Origin of the sequence: Kitasatospora cineracea (assembly GCF_003751605.1) — a bacterium.
Lineage (GTDB): Bacteria > Actinomycetota > Actinomycetes > Streptomycetales > Streptomycetaceae > Kitasatospora > Kitasatospora cineracea.
In genome coordinates, this window is record NZ_RJVJ01000001.1 from 5,784,010 (window position 1) to 5,802,203 (window position 18,194).

13 protein-coding genes and 6 pseudogenes are annotated in these 18,194 nt (G+C 73.8%); 13 read left to right on the plus strand and 6 right to left on the minus strand.

Going from position 1 to position 18,194, the window contains the following annotated elements; all coding sequences use genetic code 11:
• Positions 1-188: 188 nt before the first annotated feature.
• Positions 189-1,340 carry a barstar family protein gene (locus EDD39_RS26085; RefSeq protein ID WP_123559845.1) on the minus strand — a complete coding sequence of 384 codons (1,152 nt, stop codon included), beginning with the start codon at positions 1,338-1,340 and terminating at the stop codon, positions 189-191.
• A 787-nt stretch (positions 1,341-2,127) separates the two neighbouring features.
• A pseudogene (locus tag EDD39_RS42575) lies at positions 2,128-2,466 on the minus strand (transposase); the annotation flags it as partial.
• A gap of 530 nt (positions 2,467-2,996) precedes the next feature.
• On the opposite strand from EDD39_RS42575, the gene EDD39_RS26095 reads away from it, so the two are divergent.
• The 10 genes and pseudogenes from EDD39_RS26095 to EDD39_RS26130 all read left to right on the plus strand — a co-directional run bounded on the left by EDD39_RS26095 (position 2,997) and on the right by EDD39_RS26130 (position 10,661).
• Positions 2,997-3,416, plus strand: coding sequence for a phage holin family protein (locus EDD39_RS26095; protein WP_244257061.1), 420 nt, complete (start codon positions 2,997-2,999; stop codon positions 3,414-3,416).
• Positions 3,413-3,874: a DUF3618 domain-containing protein gene (locus tag EDD39_RS26100; protein WP_123559847.1), complete on the plus strand. Its 462-nt coding sequence runs from the start codon at positions 3,413-3,415 to the stop codon at positions 3,872-3,874. Before EDD39_RS26095 ends, EDD39_RS26100 begins: the two co-directional genes overlap by 4 nt.
• Positions 3,871-4,137, plus strand: coding sequence for a DUF4235 domain-containing protein (locus tag EDD39_RS26105; RefSeq protein ID WP_123559849.1), 267 nt, complete (start codon positions 3,871-3,873; stop codon positions 4,135-4,137). The genes EDD39_RS26100 and EDD39_RS26105 overlap by 4 nt, the downstream gene beginning before the upstream one ends.
• 345 nt (positions 4,138-4,482) lie before the next feature.
• Complete coding sequence (locus EDD39_RS39820) at positions 4,483-4,650, plus strand: hypothetical protein (protein ID WP_162870141.1); 168 nt, start codon at positions 4,483-4,485, stop codon at positions 4,648-4,650.
• Between the two features lie 2 nt (positions 4,651-4,652).
• Positions 4,653-4,898: pseudogene (locus EDD39_RS42775) on the plus strand (IS3 family transposase); the annotation flags it as partial.
• 119 nt (positions 4,899-5,017) lie between these two features.
• Positions 5,018-5,227, plus strand: a pseudogene (locus EDD39_RS42780) (DDE-type integrase/transposase/recombinase); the annotation flags it as partial.
• Between the two features lie 752 nt (positions 5,228-5,979).
• A complete protein-coding gene (locus tag EDD39_RS26115; protein WP_244257063.1) occupies positions 5,980-7,077 on the plus strand; it encodes a polyprenyl synthetase family protein in 1,098 nt (365 codons plus the stop codon).
• On the plus strand, positions 7,074-8,666 hold the full coding sequence (crtI, locus tag EDD39_RS26120; RefSeq protein ID WP_123559855.1) for a phytoene desaturase family protein: 1,593 nt from the start codon (positions 7,074-7,076) through the stop codon (positions 8,664-8,666). The genes EDD39_RS26115 and crtI overlap by 4 nt, the downstream gene beginning before the upstream one ends.
• Positions 8,653-9,666, plus strand: coding sequence for a phytoene/squalene synthase family protein (locus tag EDD39_RS26125; RefSeq protein WP_123559857.1), 1,014 nt, complete (start codon positions 8,653-8,655; stop codon positions 9,664-9,666). The genes crtI and EDD39_RS26125 overlap by 14 nt, the downstream gene beginning before the upstream one ends.
• The gene (locus EDD39_RS26130) at positions 9,663-10,661 is read left to right on the plus strand and encodes a Rieske (2Fe-2S) protein (protein WP_123559859.1); all 999 of its coding nucleotides are present in this window, start codon (positions 9,663-9,665) and stop codon (positions 10,659-10,661) included. Before EDD39_RS26125 ends, EDD39_RS26130 begins: the two co-directional genes overlap by 4 nt.
• A gap of 14 nt (positions 10,662-10,675) precedes the next feature.
• Here EDD39_RS26130 and EDD39_RS26135 read toward each other — a convergent pair.
• From EDD39_RS26135 to EDD39_RS26150, 4 genes and pseudogenes are all read right to left on the minus strand, one after another.
• Positions 10,676-12,231: pseudogene (locus EDD39_RS26135) on the minus strand (FAD-dependent oxidoreductase).
• Between the two features lie 64 nt (positions 12,232-12,295).
• Positions 12,296-13,579, minus strand: coding sequence for a lycopene cyclase family protein (locus tag EDD39_RS26140; RefSeq protein WP_244257064.1), 1,284 nt, complete (start codon positions 13,577-13,579; stop codon positions 12,296-12,298).
• Positions 13,580-13,892: 313 nt separating this feature from the next.
• Positions 13,893-14,386, minus strand: a pseudogene (locus EDD39_RS26145) (transposase family protein); the annotation flags it as partial.
• On the minus strand, positions 14,347-15,300 hold the full coding sequence (locus EDD39_RS26150) for a glycoside hydrolase family 125 protein (protein ID WP_123559863.1): 954 nt from the start codon (positions 15,298-15,300) through the stop codon (positions 14,347-14,349). The pseudogene EDD39_RS26145 and the gene EDD39_RS26150, both read right to left, overlap by 40 nt.
• 216 nt (positions 15,301-15,516) lie before the next feature.
• Between EDD39_RS26150 and EDD39_RS26155 the strand changes: the two genes are divergently transcribed.
• The 3 genes and pseudogenes from EDD39_RS26155 to EDD39_RS26165 all read left to right on the plus strand — a co-directional run bounded on the left by EDD39_RS26155 (position 15,517) and on the right by EDD39_RS26165 (position 18,142).
• Complete coding sequence (locus tag EDD39_RS26155; RefSeq protein WP_123559865.1) at positions 15,517-15,768, plus strand: MurR/RpiR family transcriptional regulator; 252 nt, start codon at positions 15,517-15,519, stop codon at positions 15,766-15,768.
• 185 nt (positions 15,769-15,953) lie between these two features.
• Positions 15,954-17,255: pseudogene (locus tag EDD39_RS26160) on the plus strand (cryptochrome/photolyase family protein); the annotation flags it as partial.
• A 191-nt stretch (positions 17,256-17,446) separates the two neighbouring features.
• Positions 17,447-18,142 (plus strand): hemerythrin domain-containing protein, encoded by a 696-nt coding sequence (locus tag EDD39_RS26165; protein ID WP_162870143.1) that lies wholly within the window; start codon positions 17,447-17,449, stop codon positions 18,140-18,142.
• The last annotated feature ends 52 nt before the right edge of the window (positions 18,143-18,194 follow it).

The window sequence follows — 18,194 nt, forward strand, 5'->3', positions numbered from 1 at the left end:
GCTACCCGTGCTGCCAGGGCTTTCCCAAAAGATCGACATGCTGTCCTTGCGAGACGAGGCACGTCCACCGAGCTGAGACTCTCCATATGGCCGCCGGTGGCCCGAACGACACAAGCCCCCCGCCGGCGAGCCGTCGGTGCCAGGACCACCCCGTCCTCCCGAACACGATCCCCGACAGCGTCGGGTACTCACTGGAGTACGACGGTGACGCCGCGCTTGCGCAGGAGTCGCACGGTCCACTCGAAGTCGGACACGCCGCCGAGGTGGTGCAGGACGTCTCCGGCGAGGGCGCGGCGGGCGATGTCGGAGTGGTGCCACACGAGGGTGAACGGGGGGACGACGCGGGGCCCGCCGAACAGGTAGTCCTTCACCGATTCCAGGCCTCTGCCGTAGTTGGCGCCGGGGCCGAGCAGGGCTTCGCCGAGCGCCAGGAGCAGGCCGGCCCGGTTCGTGGCGTGTTCTCCGTCCAGGTGGTACGTCCCGCCCGAACGGCCGCCCGGCCCGTACGGGCCGACGCTGGTGAGGTCCAGCCATGCGGAGCGGCCCTCGGTGTCGAGGTGCGCCCACTGGTTGAGCTGTGCGGGGATGCCGTCGGACCAGGTCTCCCACACTGCGCGGGCTGCCAGGGCGGGGCGGTTGTCGCCGGGGTCGGTGACGGTGACGTCGATCAGGGCCGCGCCGAGGACGGACGGGCGCGCTTCGACGGTGTCCAAATCGAGGCGGTAGCCGGCCATCGTCCGGCCGTTGCGGTCCAGGCGCCGGAGCGTGATCGGATCGCCCTCCTGGGGGTGGGGGCGGCGCAACAGGGCGAGGAGCGGTTCGGCCGGTTCGCAGCCGATCAGGTGCACGGGCTCGCTCGGCCGCTGCGGGCGCGGGGTGAACAGGCCGCCGACGGAAAGGCAGTCGCCCGACGGGTCGTCCTCCCGCAGCGAGGGGAACCACAGGTCGAACCGCGGGCTGGAAGGCCACCGCTCGGGCCCCCAGTAGTCGTTCTCCCTGACGCCGGCGCCCACGACGATGTCCACCCGCCCAAGATCGCCCGGGGTGGGCCGGTGGGCCAGGACGACCGTGTCCTCCAGGCCGCAGAAGCGGTACGGCCCGTCGCTCGAGGGATCCACGGGTTCGACCACGATCTCCCCGTTCCCCAGCAGCCGCACCGGCCGCGCGCCGTCCGCAACAGCCCGGGCCAGCAGGCTCTCGCGCGGGCAGCCGCGCAGCGTCAGGACCTCCCGCGGCAGCGGCAGCGGGTCCATGAACAGGCCATCGGCCTCCGCGCACCGCCCCCACAGCACGTCCTCCTCCTCACCGTGGACGTCCTCCCACACCAGGAGATACCGCACCGGGAAGTCCCGCTCCCACCCCGCATGTTCCTCGGACCGCACGCTTCTCCCTCGCCACTCGGCCGTCCTGGCGCGCCCACCCTACGGCCCGCCGCCACCGAAGCCGACCGCCCCGTCGCCGCCCCCGGGGCCGGGGAGTTCGGCATCGGCTCTGTTGGTTTCGCCTGCCGCAGCCTTTCCATCGCAGCTCAGAGCCGGTGCGGTGCGACAGCGGCGCAGGCCTGCGCCGGGCAGCCGGCTGCGACTGCGACCTGGGAGCCAACTGGCTGCGACCAACCGGTGGGTTTCGCAGTCGCAGGCCGGTGAGCTCGCTGCGAGAGCCGGTGAGTTTCCGGCCGACGAAACTCACCGGCGCAGGTCAGAGCGCGGCGATCCCGGATCGCAGCGCCGGCTCCTCCGGAGGAACTGTTCGTGCAGGGTCCTGTTGTGCGGTGGCCGGCCAGGGTGTTGAGGGCGTTGCTTGCCTTCGGGGCCAGGGGTTCTTGACCACTGCGGACGTGCTGAGGAGCTGGACGAGCAGCGCGGCGATGTGAACGGCGGCCTGGGCAGCTTCCTGGGCGATCGGCGCGCTGGTCCGGCCTCCGGGGTGGCGGTCGCGGTGCCCGTGCCACAGGAGCTTCACGAGGGAGAGGACGGTGACGATCGTGGCGGGCGCCGCGCTGTTGTCCAGGATCACCATCGAGTAGTTCCCCCCGCGGTGCTCGAACTCCCGGATGACCTCACCGAGAGTCGCCCGCGGAGAGCTGGCGGAGAGGGGATTCGCGACGTCCTCCACGGCCCGGACGGCATCGACGTACGCACCGCTCGGATCGGGGTGAAGCGCGTACACCTTCGTCACCTGGCAACGCAGGATTTCCTGGATCCGCTGGTCGAGACCGTCCTGTTGCCACAGGGTGAAGTAGTAGAACACCACCGACCAAGTCGGTAAGTCATGCGGCAGGAGCCGCCACTGACACCCCGTCCGGTTCTGGTACAGCAGCGCGTTCACGACCTCGCGCAGGTCGCAGGAGCCCGGGTCCCCGGTCGCCGACCGCGACACCCGCTGCTGCTTCCAGGCGGTGACCAGTGGCTCGATCAGGGCCCACCGCCCGTCGGACAAGTCCGTTGAGTACGGCACCCGTTCCATGCCCCGACCTCACCATGCACACGACATGCGAGTCAGCTCGAAGTGCCTCCGTACCCACGAACGGGCGACACCAGATCATCCAGGAACGGACCTAACGCCCTCTCAGAACTACCAGCAGACGATCTGCGACCCGGTTTCCGTGCATGCCGTGCGCGAGGACTGCCGGGCCTCTCCCTGCATCCCGCTGCACAGAAGCCACTGCCACACCGCGTGTACGCCGCACTGCCCGGCCGAGCAACGTGGTCCCCCGCGCAGCACCCAGCCCGTCTCCCAGCCGGCGGCCGCATCCCCTGCCCGCTGGGAGACCGCACCTCCGAACGCCGTTGACCCGCCATTGAGTTCGGCCATCTGCGGTCCCACCCGGGCCCATGCATACACCGCATGCCGGGCGTCTCCCCGAGGCGCCCGGCAAATCCCGGAAATCTCCTCGCCGGATCCGCTGGCGAGGTCGGCGGATAGCCCGCGAGTTCACGGGTAGGCGGCGGTCCGGACAGACCCGGTCAAACGACGACAGCAGTGAGGAGGCAGGCATGAGCAGCAGTGTCGGAGGCACCACACCCCACGGCAGCGAGGACTCGATGGGCACGCTCGTCACGCGGGCGTCGCAGCAACTCTCGGAGCTGGTGCGGGAAGAGATGCGGTTGGCCCGGGCAGAGCTGACCGAGAAGGGCAAACGCTACGGCCTCGGTGGAGGCCTGGTCGGCGGAGCCGGTCTGGTCGCCGTCCTGGCGTCCCAGGCCGCAATCGCCGCAGGGATCGCCGCCCTCGCCCTGGTCCTGCCGGTGTGGGCGGCCGCGCTGGTCGTCGCGGCCTTGCTCGTGGCGGTCGCCGCGGTGCTGGCCCTGAACGGCCGCAAGCAGGTGGCCGCCGCCGGTAACCCCGCACCGGAGCAGACCATCGACAGCGTCAGGGCGGACATTGCCGAAATCAAGGAGAGGACACACCGATGAGCCACCAGCCCCAGGACGACGGACCCGCCGAGACCGACCTGCTCCGCGAGCAGGTCGAGCGCACCCGAGCAGAACTCGGCCGCACGGTAGAGGCGTTGGCTGCCAAGGCCGACGTCAAAGAACAGGTCGCGGAGAAGGCGACCGAACTGAAGGACCAGGCCGCTGAGAAGACCGCGCAACTGACCGGCAAGCTCCGAGAGAAAGCCGGACAGGCCGCCGACCTGGCCAAGGAGAAGACCCCGGACCAGGTGATGGAGAAGGCGGACCGGGCCGTCGCCCAGGTGCGCGACACCGCGCTCCATGCCGGGCATCTGGCCCGCGAGAAGACGCCGGAACCGGTCCGGGAGAAGGTCGCCATCGCCGCGGCGATGGCCCGAGCCAACCGGACCCCGCTGCTGGCCGGCGCCGCGGTCCTGGTCGCCACCCTGTTCCTGCTGCGCGGCCGGAAGAACAAGTGAACGCGGTCAGGGTCCTCTACAAGCCGGTCGGGCTGATGCTCGGCGTCACCGGCGGCCTGCTCGCGGGCATCGCCTTCAAACAGGCATGGAAGATCATCGGCCACGACGACGACGCCCCGGATGCCACCGACGAGGACCGCACCTGGCGGGAGGTGCTACTCGCCGCCACCATGCAGGGCGCCATCTTCGCCCTCGTCAAGGCAGCCATCGACCGGGCCGGCGCCACCGCCACCCGGCGCCTGACAGGCACCTGGCCCGGCTGACCCACCCCGCTACGGTCGGCTCCTGTCCCAGCGCCGGCCCCCTTGGGCAAACACTGCTTACCGGTCGGCCTCACCCCCGGGTGGGGGGTGAGGCCGACCGGTAAGCAGGTAGTCCTCGAGGACGTGCTACTTGTCAGTGGGCTTGATTCGGTGTGACGGACACCCCTGATCAGGGGCTTCGGCCCCGGTAAGGATGATGTCCATCATGGAGAGCATGCGGAAGGAGGAGCCGCGCCCTCGTCGCGCGTTCACGCCGGAGTTCAAGGCCGAGATCGTCGAGCTGTGCCGTCGCGGTGACCGCTCGGTCGGTCAGTCGCGAAGGACTTCGACCTGACCGAGGCCACGGTGCGGGACTGGGTCAGGCAGGCCGAGATCGACGCCGGTGAGCGGGACGGCCGGACCAGCGACGAGCGCGAGGGACTGGCGCGGCTGCGGCGGGAGAACCGTCGGCTGCGCGAGGACGTGGACATCCTCCGCCGTACCACGGCTTTCTTCGCGAAGGAGGCCCGGTGACGGTGCACTCGTTCATCGAGGCGGAGAAGCAGGCAGGCCGCAACGTCAAACGGGCGCGTGAACTGCTCAAGGTCTCCCGAGCCGCCTTCTACGCCCGCTGCACTGCGACCCTCGGCCCTTGCGCGACTCGCGACGCCGAGCTGACCGAGATCCGTGCGACGTCCCGCGGCACCCACGGGGCTGCGCGCGTGCACGCAGCCCTGCACCGCCAGGGCATCGTCTGCGGCCGCCGAAGGGTCGCCCGCTTGATGCGCCAGGCCCGACCTTCAGGGCCGGCACCGCAGGCGGCGCCAGCGCACCACGATCCCCGACCCGCAGGCCGCCCACCCGGTCGGACCTGGTCCTGGGCGACTTCACGCCCGACCCGGTGGCCCTCGACACGCGCTGGTGCGGCGACATCACCTACATCCCGGCCGAGGAGGGCCGGCTCTACCTGGCCACCGTCATCGACATCGCCTCCCGCCGGGTCGTCGGCCGGGCCACCGCCGACCACCTGCGGACCGAACTGGTCACCGACGCTCCCCGGGCCGCCTGCCGAACCCGCCGCCCGACCGGAACAGTGCTCTCCCATATGGATCGCGGCTGCCAGAGTGGATTCAATCGGTCGTCGCAACACCTCTGTGAGCTGGAGGTTTACGTATGGGCGTGGGGAATCGACAGCGGGCGGCACGGGAGTATCGCGGGCAGATGCCATCGCCGGGTCGGCCGAGTGTCGCATGGCGTGAGGACAGGGCCCGGTTCTGGCAGACGATCGCTCGGGGGCTGAGCAGGACCTTTTGAAGCGGCTCAACTTCCTTCGACGCCATCCCAGTTGACACCTTCGGGTACGGATGAGCCACAAGACGTGCCCTACCGGCTCGTGCGGGTGTCGGCAGCGGGACGTCGCGCGTTGCAGGACAGAGACCACCAAGAGCCCCTCGGCAGCGACGTGATGAACGAGATCACCGCTGCGACGAAGAGGGGCCCCGGTGCGGCACTGGCGCCCGCTGCCAGGCAGCTCACCCCGCAGGGACACGATTTCCGTGGGGCTGCCTCCAGGGTGAATTGCGGGCCGTGGGCGACTGGACCCGCGTGATCGGGGATAGACGGAGAGAGACCCTGTGCCGCTGGTGCCCGGCGCGCCCTCCGGTGCCTGCACGTGATGTGGACCGGAATCCAACGGAAGCGAGCCCGATGTTCTCCGTACCACTGTCGGCACCCGCGGCGGGCCGAGACGTCGCGCCCGGGCCGTTCGGTCCGTCCAGCGCACTCCGCGCCCCAGCCGCAGGACACAGTTCACCCCGCGGGACCGGAGGCGCTCCGGCACCGAGCGAGGACGTCGACGTCGACGTGCCGGGCACGGTCGGCCGGGTGCTCGACCGGTACCTGGAGCAGCGGCTGGCGCGGGCGACCGCCGCCGACGCGGTCTTCGCCGCCGACGTCGCCCTCCGGGTGGCGGACTTCACCCGGGGCGGAGGTCGGCGGATGCGCGGGCAGCTCCTGTGGTGGACGATGCGCGCGTGCGGGCGGGAGGACGGACCGGTCGGCACCGCGCTGGCCGCGGCCGCGGCACTGGAGCTGCTCCAGACGTGCGCGCTCGTCCAGGACGACGTGATGGACCGGGCCGCGACGCGTCGCGGTCGCCGGGCCCTGCACCTGGACGTGGCCGCACAGTACGCGTCCGGCGCGGGAAGCAGGGGCGCCGCGGAACTCGGTTCGGCCGCGGGGGTCCTCGCCGGGGACCTGGCTCTGGTCTGGGCGGACGACCTCGCCGCCGCCGCGCAGGAGGACCTGCCGCCGCACCTGCGGGACCAGGTGCGGCAGGTCTGGTCGGACCTGCGGACGGAGATGATCGCCGGCCAGTACGCGGACCTGCACGGCCAGGTGACCCGGTCGCGCACGCCGGGCCGGGCGCTGCGGACCGCCCGGCTCAAGAGCGCCATGTACTCGGTGGAGCGGCCCGTCCACCTGGGCGCCGTCCTGGCCGGGGCCAACCCCGAGCAGGTGCGCGAGCTGCGCCGCGCCGGCCGCTGCGCGGGCATCGCCTTCCAGCTCAGGGACGACCTCGACGGGGTCTTCGGGGACCCCGCCCGCACCGGCAAGCCCTGCGGCGACGACATCCGGTCCGGCAAACCCACCTACCTGCTCGCCGTGGCGCACGCCCGGGCGGTGGCCCGTCAGGACCTGGTCTCGGCGGACGTACTGGAGCGGTGCCCGGGTGACGCGGACCTGGACGACGGGGCGATGGAGGAGGTCAGGCGAGCGCTGGTGAGGACGGGGGCGCGGGCCGCCGTCCAGTCCCGCATCGAGCGGCTCTCCGCGCGCAGTGCGGAACACCTGGAGCGGGCCCGCCCGGCGGGCCCCGGCGCCGACCGGCTGGCCGACCTGCTCAGGGCAGCCGCCGGACTGCCACCCCGTGGGGCGCACCGTACGGGGGCGACCCGATGAGGCGCGCCGTGCCGCCGACCGACCACGTCGTCGTCATCGGGGCCGGTCTGGCCGGACTGTCCGCCGCCTGCCACCTGCTCGGCGCGGGGCGCCGGGTGACGCTCGTCGAGCGGGATGAGGAGCCCGGCGGGCGGGCCGGGCGGATCCGGCGCGGCGGCTACCTCTTCGACACCGGGCCGACCGTGCTGACCATGCCCGACCTCGCCGACGAGGCGTTCGCCGCCGTCGGCACCTCGCTGCGCGAGCACGTCGACCTGCTGCCGCTGCACCCCGCCTACCGGGCCCGGTTCGCCGACGGCAGCACGCTGGACGTGCACACCGACGCGCAGGCGATGGAGGCCGAGGTGGCGCGCTTCGCCGGCGCGCGGGAGGCCGCGGGCTACCGGGAACTGCGCCACTGGCTGGTACGGCTCCACCGGGCGCAGATGCGGCGCTTCATCGACACCAACTTCGACTCGCCGTGGCAGCTGCTCACCCCGGACCTGGCGCGGCTGGCCGCCCTGGGCGGGTTCGGCCGGCTCGCCCCGCGGATCGGGCGCCACCTGCGCGACGAGCGGCTGCAACGGGTCTTCTCGTTCCAGTCCCTGTACGCGGGAGTGGCCCCGGCCCGGGCGCTGGCCGCCTACGCGGTCATCGCCTACATGGACACGGTGGCCGGGGTGTGGTTCCCCCGCGGGGGCATGCACGCCCTGCCCCGGGCGATGGCCGCCGCCGCCGAGGCCGCGGGCGCCGCGTTCCGCTACGGGACCACCGTGGAAGGCCTGGAGCGGCGCGGCAGCAGGGTCACGGCCGTCCTCACGGACCGCGGGCGGATCGCCTGCGACGCGGTCGTCCTCACGCCCGACCTGCCGGCGACCTACCGGCTGCTGGGGCGGGCCCCCCGCCGCGCGGTGCCGCTGCGGTTCTCGCCCTCGGCCGTGGTCCTGCACCTGGGCACCGACCGGACCTGGCCCGAACTGGCCCACCACACACTGTCGTTCGGCCACGCCTGGGAGCGCACGTTCGACGAGCTCACCCGCGCCGGCCGCCTGATGACGGACCCTTCCCTGCTGATCACCAACCCGACCGCCACGGACCCGTCGGCGGCCCCGGCCGGGCGGCACACCCACTACGTGCTGGCCCCGGTGCCCAACACCGCCATCGGCCCCGGCGCCACGGCCTGGAGCGGGCTGGCACCCGGCTACCGCGACCATCTGCTCGGCGTCCTCGAACAGCGCGGATTGACCGGCATCGGCGCCGCCGTGGAGGAGGAGTGCCTGGTCACCCCGGCCGACTGGACCGCCCAGGGCCACGCGGCCGGCACGCCGTTCTCCGCCGCCCACACCCTCGCGCAGACGGGACCCTTCCGGCCGCGCAACCTGGTGCGCGGCCTGGAGAACGCGGTGCTGGCCGGCTGCGGCACCACCCCGGGGGTCGGCGTCCCGACCGTCCTGATCAGCGGGAAGCTCGCCGCCGCCCGGATCACCGGCGCGGCGCACCCGGCCCGTACGCGCCGACACCCGCCGGCAGCCGCCCCGCCGCACCCCGGCTCCACCGTCACGGCACTCAGCTCTTCCTCGACCACCGGAGCGTCGCATGACGGCCCGTGAACTGGACGCCGCAGGGATCACCGCCCCCGCCCTGCGAGCGGCCTACGCCGCCTGCCGCGAGCTCAACGCCCGGCACGGCCGTACCTACTTCCTGGCCACCCGGCTCCTGCCGCCCGAGCGCCGGTGCGCGGTCCACGCCCTGTACGGCTTCGCCCGCTGGGCGGACGACATTGTCGACGCACTGGACGGCCGCGAGACGCCCGCCGAACGCGACCGGCTGCTGGGACTGCTGGAACGCGACCTGGCCGAAGGCCTGCGGCGCGGCCGCGCGGACGAGCCGGTGGTGCGGGCGGTCGCGGACACCGCGCAGCGGTACGGCATCGACCCGGAGCTGTTCACCGACTTCATGGCCTCGATGCGCGCCGACCTCACCGTCACCGACTACCCGACCTACCAGGACCTGTACGGCTACATGCACGGCTCGGCGGCGGTGATCGGTCTGCAGATGCTCCCCGTCCTGGGCACCGTCACCCGTCGCTCCGAGGCCGAGCCGTACGCGGCCGCCCTCGGAGTGGCGTTCCAGCTGACCAACTTCCTGCGCGACGTGGGCGAGGACCTGGACCGAGGCCGGGTGTACCTGCCGGCCGACCTGCTCGCGGCCCACGGGGTGGACCGCCCGCTGCTGGAGTGGAGCCGCCGCACCGGCCGCGACGACGTCCGCATCCGAGCAGCCCTGGTGGCCGCCGCCGCGCTCACCCGCGACGTCTACCGGCAGGCCGAGCCGGGCATCGCCATGCTGGAGCCCCGGGTCCGGCCCTGCATCCGGACGGCTTCCACGCTCTACGGCGGCATCCTCGATGCGATCGTCGAGGACGGCTACGCGGTGCTGCACCGGCGGGCGGCGGTGCCGCTGCGCAGGCGGGCGGCCGTCGCCGTGTCGGGGCTGGCAGGCATCCTGGCCGCCCGGGTGCCGCGCCGGGACCGGGCCGCCTCCCCGGCCGGGGAGGCGGCCCGCCGCGCGACGCGCCGTCCGCCGGCCGGCCGGGGAGCGGCACGGTGAGATCCCGCTGCCGCTGGACGCCGCCCTTGCGGCTGCGCCGGGGCCCGTCCTGGGCACGGCAGGAACCGGCGTGGCGGGCGGCGAAGCCGGCGCTGATCGCCGGCGCCCTGGAACGGGCGGCGGCACGTCCGTCCGGGAACTGGTTCGTCGTCGGCGCGTCCCGGGACTTCGCGCTGCGCGGCGGGCCGCGCGGGCGGCTGGTCGGCGGCACGGAGGTGGTGCTGTGGCGGGACGCCGGGGGCGTCCTGCGGGCCGGCCCGGGGGAGTGCCCCCACCTGGGAGCGCCCCTGAAGGACTCCCGGGTCGTGTGCGGCACGCTGGTCTGCCACTGGCACGGCCTGGCCCTGGACGGTACCCCCACCGCCGGCTGGGAGCCCCGCCCGGTGTACGAGGACGGGGTACTGGCCTGGGTGCGGTTGGACGCGGTCGGTGGAGAGGAGCCCAGCGAACGGCCGGTGGTGCCGACGCGGCCCGAACTGCCGGGGGCGGTCACGGCGGTGTACACGGGGTCGGGGCGCTGCGAGCCCGAGGACGTGGTGGCCAACCGACTGGATCCGTGGCACGGCTCCTGGCTCCACCCCTACTCTTTCGTCGACCTGACGGTGCGGGAGGTGCCGGACGGCACCGGGGAGGACCGGTTCGTGGTGGACGTGTCGTTCCGGGTGGCCGGGCGGCTGGTGGTGCCGGTCCGTGCGGTCTTCACCGCGCCCGGGCCGCGCACCGTCGTCATGCGCATCGTCGAGGGCGAGGGCGCGGGCTCGGTGGTCGAGACCCACGTCACCCCGCTGACCGGCCGCTCGTCCTCCGCCCCGCGCACGGCGGTGGTGGAGGCGGTGGTCGCCTCCTCCGGACGGCGCGGGTTCGCCGTGGCCCGGGCACTCGCTCCGGTCCTTCGGCCGCTGGTGCGCCGTACCTCCGGCCGGCTGTGGCGGGACGACCTCGCCTACGCGGAACGCCGCTGGGCCCTGCGCAGCACCGGCCGCTTCCCCGGCTGACCTGGGCCGGCCGATCAGCGGGCCGCCCGGCGGGCCACGGCGCGCAGCAGGCGGGAGCGGCCCGCCCGGGGCACCGTCCACAGGGTCTGCCCGGCGACTCCCCAGCGGGCGAGCAGCGTGTTGGCGGCCTGGAAGCCGGTGGTGGCGGCGCGCTCCATCAGGGCGACGGGCAGGTCGGTGCGCACCAGGTCGCCCGCCAGGACCACGGAGGGGTGGGGGGTGGCGACACCGGGACGGCGCGGCCAGCCGCCGACCGGGAACACCGGGCAGTCCCGGCGCCACTCGTGGCGCACGTCCACCGTCCGGGCGTCGCGGGTCTCCGGGTAGACCTCGTGCAGGCGGGCCAGCATCCGCTCCTGGACCTCCTTGGGCTCCGCGTCCCCGTCCACCGCGTAGGCGTGCAGTTCGACCACGGATCCGCCGGTGCGGGCGGACCAGCGGGCCGCCTCGCCCTCCCAGCGCTCCAGCACGCTGACGTTGTCCAGTCCGTCGTAGCCGCTGGTGCCCAGGAAACCCGGACGGTCGGCGCCGACGGGCCGGTCCAACCAGAGTCGGGAGACCAGGAAGGGCGGTGCGGTGCGCAGCGCAGCCACGTCCGCGCGCCAGCCCGGGCCGCCCAGGTGGGGGGAGCGCGCGACGAGGGTGCGCAGGCCGGCCGGATCCAGGGCGAGGACCACGGCCTGGTGGCGTTCGGCCCCCGGTCCCGAGAGGCGACCTCGAGGTCCCCGCCCGGCAGCGGCCGCACCTCGTCCACGGCGGAGCCGGTGCGCAGGTCGGCCCCGAGGCCGGTCAGGTGGGCGGCCAGGGGCTCCCACAGGGCCTGCGGGTAGGGCTCGGTGGGGACGTCGAAGAGCAACCCCTCGGAGGAGCCCAGGAAGTAGATGTGGAACATCAGCAGCAGTTCGGCCGCCGACAGGTCGCGCGGATCGGTGAAGAAGCTGCGGGAGAACACCTCGAAGGCCAGGTGGCGGGCGGCCCGGGGGAAGCGGATCCGCTCCAGCAGGTCGTGCGCGCTGGTGGTGTCGTGGCGCTCGAAGACCTCGGGCAGGCGGACGTCCAGCAGCGGCAGGGCGGCCCGGGCGTCCAGGGCGGCGACGTCGCGCAGGCCGAAGGTGGGGCTGAGGGCGACGAAGCCGGCGGCGCTGAACGGAGGGGTGCGCGGCACCCGGGCGAAGCTGTCGGTGGTGCCGGAGCGGTGGCGCAGCGGGTAGTCGGGCAGGCCGACCAGCCGGGTCAGGGCGGGGTCGGTGCGCCGCAGCAGGCCGCGCAGGTTGTAGTACTGACGGAAGAAGGCGTGGAAGCCGCGGCTCATGGTCGCGGTCGAGCCGTCCGCGAGCCGGGTGCTCCAACCGGCGACCCGCCCGCCCAGCACCGGCTCCCGTTCGTGGAGGACCACGGCGATGCCGCGTTCGGCCAGGGCCGTCGCGGCGGCCAATCCGGCGATCCCCCCGCCCACCACGGCCACCCGGGGCGGCTCGGCCCCCGAGAAGCGCGCACGGCCCGGAGCGGCGGGCACCACTTCGGCGCGGCGGTCCCGCCCGTGCCGGGCACCGGTCGGCGGGCGGCTCATCCGTGCAGCGCCGGGAGGGCGGCCGCACGGGGCGCGGCGTGGCTGCGGTGGGGCGTCATCGTCGTCAACGGTGGTCCTCGCGGCTGTTCGCAGGGTGTGCGGGTCGGATGCCGGGCGCGGCCCGGCGGGGCAGGAACGGGAGTTCGGCGGCCGATCGGAGCATCGGTCCGACCGGACAGCGCAGGCCGATCCGCAGTTCCTCGAGGGGCGTGCTCGTGCCGTCCAGGAAGCGCAGCACCTGCTCGGTCGGAGTGCGACGGAACAGGTCGGTGAAGAACCGTGGCCCGTCGACGCGGCCGGTGTCCAGGGCGCGCAGCAGGACGGCGTCCATGGCCAGGGCCCGCCGGCGGTGGGGCGCGGGCGCCGGTGCGGGCCGGTGCGGTGTCCCGGGCCGGGAGAGGGCCGCGGCGATGGCACGACCCTGCCGCTGGACGGCGGCGAAGGTGTAGCCGGTGGCGGGGCGGGTGGCGCCGCCGGCCGTGCCGATGTGCACGTGCGCGGGGGAGGTGCGGCGGGCGAAGCGGCCGTCCGTCATCGGGATGGCGCCCTGTTCGACGTCCTCCACCGCGAATCCGCCCAGTCCCAGCACCTCCCCGGTGTAGGCGCGCAGCGCACGCTCGTACGCGGGGACGGTCAGCAGGTGCCGGGAGAACTCGGTGTACTCCACCAGGGCGCGGTCGGGGGCCAGCGGCAGGACGTACCCGAAGGCGAGGCCGTGGGCGGGCTGCGGGACGCGGAAGTCCATGAGGTCCGCCGAGCCGGTATCGAAGCGCGGCCGGTCGGTGCGCACGAACCAGCCCCGGAAGTGCTGCAGCAGGACCGTCCGGGCCGGCGGGAGCCCGGCGGGCGGCCTGGAGTCGAAGGCGTACCGGGCGTCGAGGACGAACGGCAGGCCCGCCGGATCATCGGCGTGCACCCGGACACCGGGGCGTCCGTCCGGCCGCGCCTGCACGCGCCGCACCGTGGCGCGCAGCACCCGGGCCCGGGGGTGGGCCGCCAAGCGGGCCCGGACCAGTTCCTCGAACGAGGTGGAACGCACCATCCGGTAGCGCGACGGGCCGGGTACCGCTTCCACACGCTCGCCGTCGGGGCCGGTGATCCGCAACCGGGACCACTGGGCGGTGACGGCCTCCTCGTACGCCCCGGGACCGTCGTCCCAGAAGCACCAGGTCCGGGCGGCCGGGCGCAGCGGCCCCTCCGGGGCCTCGATGACCGTCACGTCGAACCGGGAGCCGGGGCCGAGCTCCTCCCGGTCGTACCGGACCAGCCAGTCGGCCAGGCTCAGCCCGGCGGCCCCCCCACCGATGATCACCAGCGCGAGCGGCTCGCCTTCCTTGTCGCTTCTCAACTCGACTCCGCCTTCCGGCTCCTGACGGGACGCAGGCGTCCGGACGTTTTCCCGCCACCCTCCCCGAACTCCGGCCCGTGGTGCCCCCACCTTGGCACCTCTGCCCGGAGCCGACAGCGCCATTCGTCGGGACACGCCGCCGTGTCGCTGCCCGGTGGCCACCCGTGGCGCCCGGCAGACCATCCCAGGAACCACCGCCCATGGACCGGTACCGTCCCACCACACACCACAGCACCGGGCGACCTGACCCCCGACACCGACTCCCACACCGGCGCGCCCGGCCTCGAGGCCCAGGAAGCGTATTCGGTCGTGATCAAGGGGTGGTTCTGGTGAGGTCCTTGATCCAGATCATCGCGCCGCGAAGCTGAAGGCCGGCGAGGTAGCTCTCGGGCTTCTTGTCGTAGCGGGTGGCGATGCCGCGCCAGGCCTTCAATTTGTCGATCAGGCGCTCGCCGGTGTTGCGGTCCTTGTAGAACCCGGCGTCGTGTCCGACGGGCCGACCGCCCGCGCTGCCCTTCTTCTTCCGGTTGGCGGCCTGGTCGGCCTTCTCCGGGATGACGGCCTCGTCCCGGCGACCGCGTCGGGCCGGGTGCGGGGACGGCCCACAGGCCTGCGGACCCGGACCTTCCGAATGACGGGGATGAACTGCGGGCTGTCGGCGGCCTGCCCCTCGGTCAGGACGAAGGCCGGCGGACGGCACCTGCGGTCACCGGCGACAGGGACCTTGCTGGTCTGCCCGCCCCTGGAGCGTCCGAGCAGGGCCGTCTTCAGCCGGAGCTTTCGCCTGTACCGAACACGCCGCCGCTCGTCCGCTTCCGGGCTGCCCGGCCGGACGCCGAGGCGAGTTCCGCCAGACCGTGCAGGGACACCGCAGCCAGCGCGTTGGACGCCACCGGGTAGCCGTACGTGCACCGATCGTCGCTGGGGCGGAAGCCCGACCAGGACATGCCGGTGACCGCCACCGGTGCGCCGCGTCCGCCGCGGGGCAGGGTGTCCCCGGCGGCCGGGTCGCCCAACCGCCGGAAGGTGTACGACGACCGCGCCTCGTGGTCCTGCTCGGCGCGCACCACCTCCAGAACGGCCCGGCAGGCCCGGACGAACTCCTCGTCCACGTGCTCCAGGGAGCCGGTGGCGCGCCACCGGGCGTACCCGGGTTGCAACGGCGCGCACAGCGAGTCCAGTTCGTACTTGCGCTCCCACACGTGCGGCCCGGGTCGTGGCTCGTCGGGGTAGCCGGCGTCGGCCCCGTCCGCACCGGCGTTGAAGGCGTTCGCGTACGGGTCGATCAGCACGCTGCGGACCTGCCGCCGCAGCACGCCCCGCAGCACCCCGCCGACCTCGGGGTCGGCGGCGGTCGGCAGGTACGGGCGGACCTGGGCGGCGCTGTCGCGCAACCACATGGCGGGGATGTCGCCGGTGATCACGAAGACGTCCCCGTCCGCGGTCGGACGCATGCTCGTCAGCCAGGTGTCGGCGAAGCAGCGCGCGAAGCACGCGGCGGCGCGCGGACCGGCGCCGACCGGCGCCTTCCGGGCCTGCTCGGCGAGATCGCGCAGAGTCTGCGGCAGGCGGCGGTCGGGTGCGGGGTCGTGCAGGGTCACGTCGGCTCCAGTCGTTCGCCCGTCGGGAGGGGCACGGCCTGGGAGTGAACGGCCGTGGGGCGGCGTCACCGTGCGACGACGCCGTCGCGACCGTAGATCGGAGCGCTCGGACCCGGCCATGTCTTCACGTCACCTGTTCCGGCCCGCACGACCCACTGAGGTCCTCCTCCTGCGGCGCTCCGCCATGGACGGCAGACCGTTGAGCGGCTTTCACCAGGGCGAACGTTGTCTGCTGCGGGACCGGTCGGGGCGGGAGGGCGGTGGTGCCGCCAGGGCGTGATCGTCCATGTTCCGGTGATCAACCGCCATGGCCGCCGCCGTGGACCCGGGACCACGATGGCGGCAGCGGAGCGCGAGGCCGGGGGACGCGTCGTCCTGTTCACCGACACCTGGCTCTCGCCCGTCAGCACCCACGCCGAGGTCGTCTTCTCCAGCCAGGTCGGCGCCCCCTCGCCGTACGACGGCCTGGTGCCGACGCTGGCCGTCGTCGAGAGCCTCGTCGCCGGACTGATAGCGGAACTCGGCGACCGCGCCCACCAGCACATGCGCCACAACGAGGAGACCGCCACCCGGGCGGGCCTCACCTGAGGTTCCCGCCGGGCGCACGACGCAACGCTGCGCGGACGCTGCGGTTTCGCGGGACGGGGGCGGGGAGCCGACGCTGGGGCGGAGGCGTCCGCCTCCCTGCCGCAGAAGGGGGTCGTCATGGACTCCGGTGACGGGCTTCCCGCGGACCGCCACCCCGCCCGCGCCACGAGCGCGGGCCCGGCCCGGTGAGCGGGCCCCGGCCGCACTGGCTCTTCGGGGACCAGCTCGGGCCGCACTTCCTCGCCCCGTCGGAGGACGGGCCGGATTCCGGCGCGCCCGTGGTGATCGTCGAGGCGCGCTCGGTGTTCCGCCGCCGGCGCTTCCACCGGGCGAAGGCCCACCTGGTCCTGTCCGCGATGCGGCACCGGGCCGCCGAACTCGGTGACCGGGCCCGCTACGTGCGGGCGGAGACCTACCGGGAGGGGCTGCGGCAGGCGGTGGGGGAGCGCGCCGTCACGGTCCGCCATCCGACCTCCAGGGCGGCGCTCGGCCTGGTCACGACGCTGCCGCGGGTGGAGGTGCTGCCGCCGCGCGGCTTCCTGGTCCCGTTCGGGGACTTCCGCCGCTGGGCGGACGGCCTCGGGGAGCGGCGGCTGCTGATGGAGGACTTCTACCGGCGGGTCCGCCGGGCCGAGCACCTGCTCCTGGAGCCCGACGGGGAGCCCGTCGGCGGCCGGTGGAACCTCGACGCGGACAACCGGTAGCCGCCGCCGCGCGGGCAGCCCGTCCTGCCCGTGCCGCCGCCCCGGTGGCCGGAGGAGGACGAGATCGACGAGCAGGTACGGGCCGACCTCGACCGGTGGGAGCGGTCGGGCGAGGTGCGCTTCGTCGGGCGGGACGGCCCCCGCCGCTTCGCCGCCACCCGCGCCGAGGCCCTGCGCGCGCTGGAGCACTTCGCGACCGCCCGCCTGCCCCACTTCGGACGCTGGGAGGACGCCGTCCTGGCGGCGGACCCGTGGATGGCGCACAGCCTGCTCTCCGTCCCGCTGAACCTCGGCCTGCTCGACCCGGGGGAGTGCGTGAGCCGTGCCGAGGACGCGTACCGCTCCGGGAGCGCGCCGCTCAACAGCGTCGAGGGGTTCGTCCGGCAGGTGGCCGGCTGGCGCGAGTACGTCTGGCAGCTGTACTGGTACCTCGGCGAGGAGCACCGGCACCGCAACGCACTCGGCCACCACGCGCCCCTGCCCGACTGGTTCGCCGAACTGGACGCGGACGCGGTGCGGGCCCGATGCCTCTCGCACGTGCTCGCCCGGGTCCGGGACACCGGGTGGGTCCACCACGTCCCGCGGCTGATGGTGCTCGGGAACTGGGCCCTGCAGCACGGCCACGACCCGGCCGCGGTCACCGACTGGTTCCACCGCTGCTTCGTGGACGGCTACGACTGGGTGATGGTCCCCAACGTGGTCGGCATGTCGCAGTACGCCGACGGCGGCACCACGACCACCAAGCCCTACACCTGCGGCGGTGATGAGAATCCTCGAATTTCCCCGGCCTCGCTCTCAGCTCCTCAGATAGTCGCCTGTTGAAGCAAATGAGGACTTGAGTGAGCGAGGGTGCGGGTGTTGGGCTCGGATCACGGCGGGGCGACCGCCTTGACCTGATTGCGGGCGGCGGGGCCGACGTCACTATGCTGCGGCTTCCCGGAATGATCACTGTTCCCTCACCGAAGAGGACCCTTATGCCCGCCACCGCAGCCCCGGCCGTCGCAAACGAGCGGCTGGACCCGCAGGAGATGGTCGTCCTGCACCGGGTCTTCCGCCGTGAGATACCGCTCCTGGCCGACCTGATCGAGGCCGCCGCCCCCGGCGACCGGCGGCGTACGGCCGTTCTTGCCGACCACCTCGACCTGGTCCTCGGCGCCCTGGGTGAACACCACGAAGGCGAGGACGACCTGCTGTGGCCCAAGCTGCGCGAGCGTGCCGCTCCCGGCGACGACGTGGTCGCGCGGATGACCGACCAGCACGAGGCCATTGCCGGTGCGCTCGCCACCGTCACCGAACTGTCGCACCGCTGGCGCACCGGGGCCGACGGTGACACCGCCCCGCGTCTCGCCGAAGCCCTGCGCACGCTCGACCGGCACGCCGCCGACCACATGGACGACGAGGAGGAGCACCTCCTGCCCCTGATGGCCGATCACATCACGCGCCGTGAATGGACCGAGGTCGGTGAACGCGGACGCCGCAGCGTCCCCAAAGCCAAGCTGCTGATCTTCCTGGGCGCGATCCTGGAGGACGCGACCGCGCGGGAACGCCGGCTGTTCCTGTCGCAGATGCCCGCTCCGGCCCGCGTGCTGTGGCGCACGCTCGGCACCCGTCTGTACGACCGCACCGTTGCCCGCGTTCGGCGGAGCGAGGCTGGGGTCCCACAGGTGTAGCGCCGATCCCACGGGTGGGAGGGCGGGGTTCAAGGCCCTCCCCGCCAGCAAG

Excerpts from the sequence above, each read along its gene's own strand:
- crtI (WP_123559855.1), top strand. The coding sequence starts at position 7,074 with ATGAGGCGCGCCGTGCCGCCGACCGACCACGTCGTCGTCATCGGGGCC.
- EDD39_RS26165 (WP_162870143.1), top strand. The coding sequence starts at position 17,447 with ATGCCCGCCACCGCAGCCCCGGCCGTCGCAAACGAGCGGCTGGACCCG.
- EDD39_RS26155 (WP_123559865.1), top strand. The coding sequence starts at position 15,517 with ATGGCGGCAGCGGAGCGCGAGGCCGGGGGACGCGTCGTCCTGTTCACC.
- EDD39_RS26095 (WP_244257061.1), top strand. The coding sequence starts at position 2,997 with ATGAGCAGCAGTGTCGGAGGCACCACACCCCACGGCAGCGAGGACTCG.
- EDD39_RS26150 (WP_123559863.1), bottom strand. The coding sequence starts at position 15,300 with ATGGCCGGGTCCGAGCGCTCCGATCTACGGTCGCGACGGCGTCGTCGC.
- EDD39_RS26125 (WP_123559857.1), top strand. The coding sequence starts at position 8,653 with ATGACGGCCCGTGAACTGGACGCCGCAGGGATCACCGCCCCCGCCCTG.
- EDD39_RS26100 (WP_123559847.1), top strand. The coding sequence starts at position 3,413 with ATGAGCCACCAGCCCCAGGACGACGGACCCGCCGAGACCGACCTGCTC.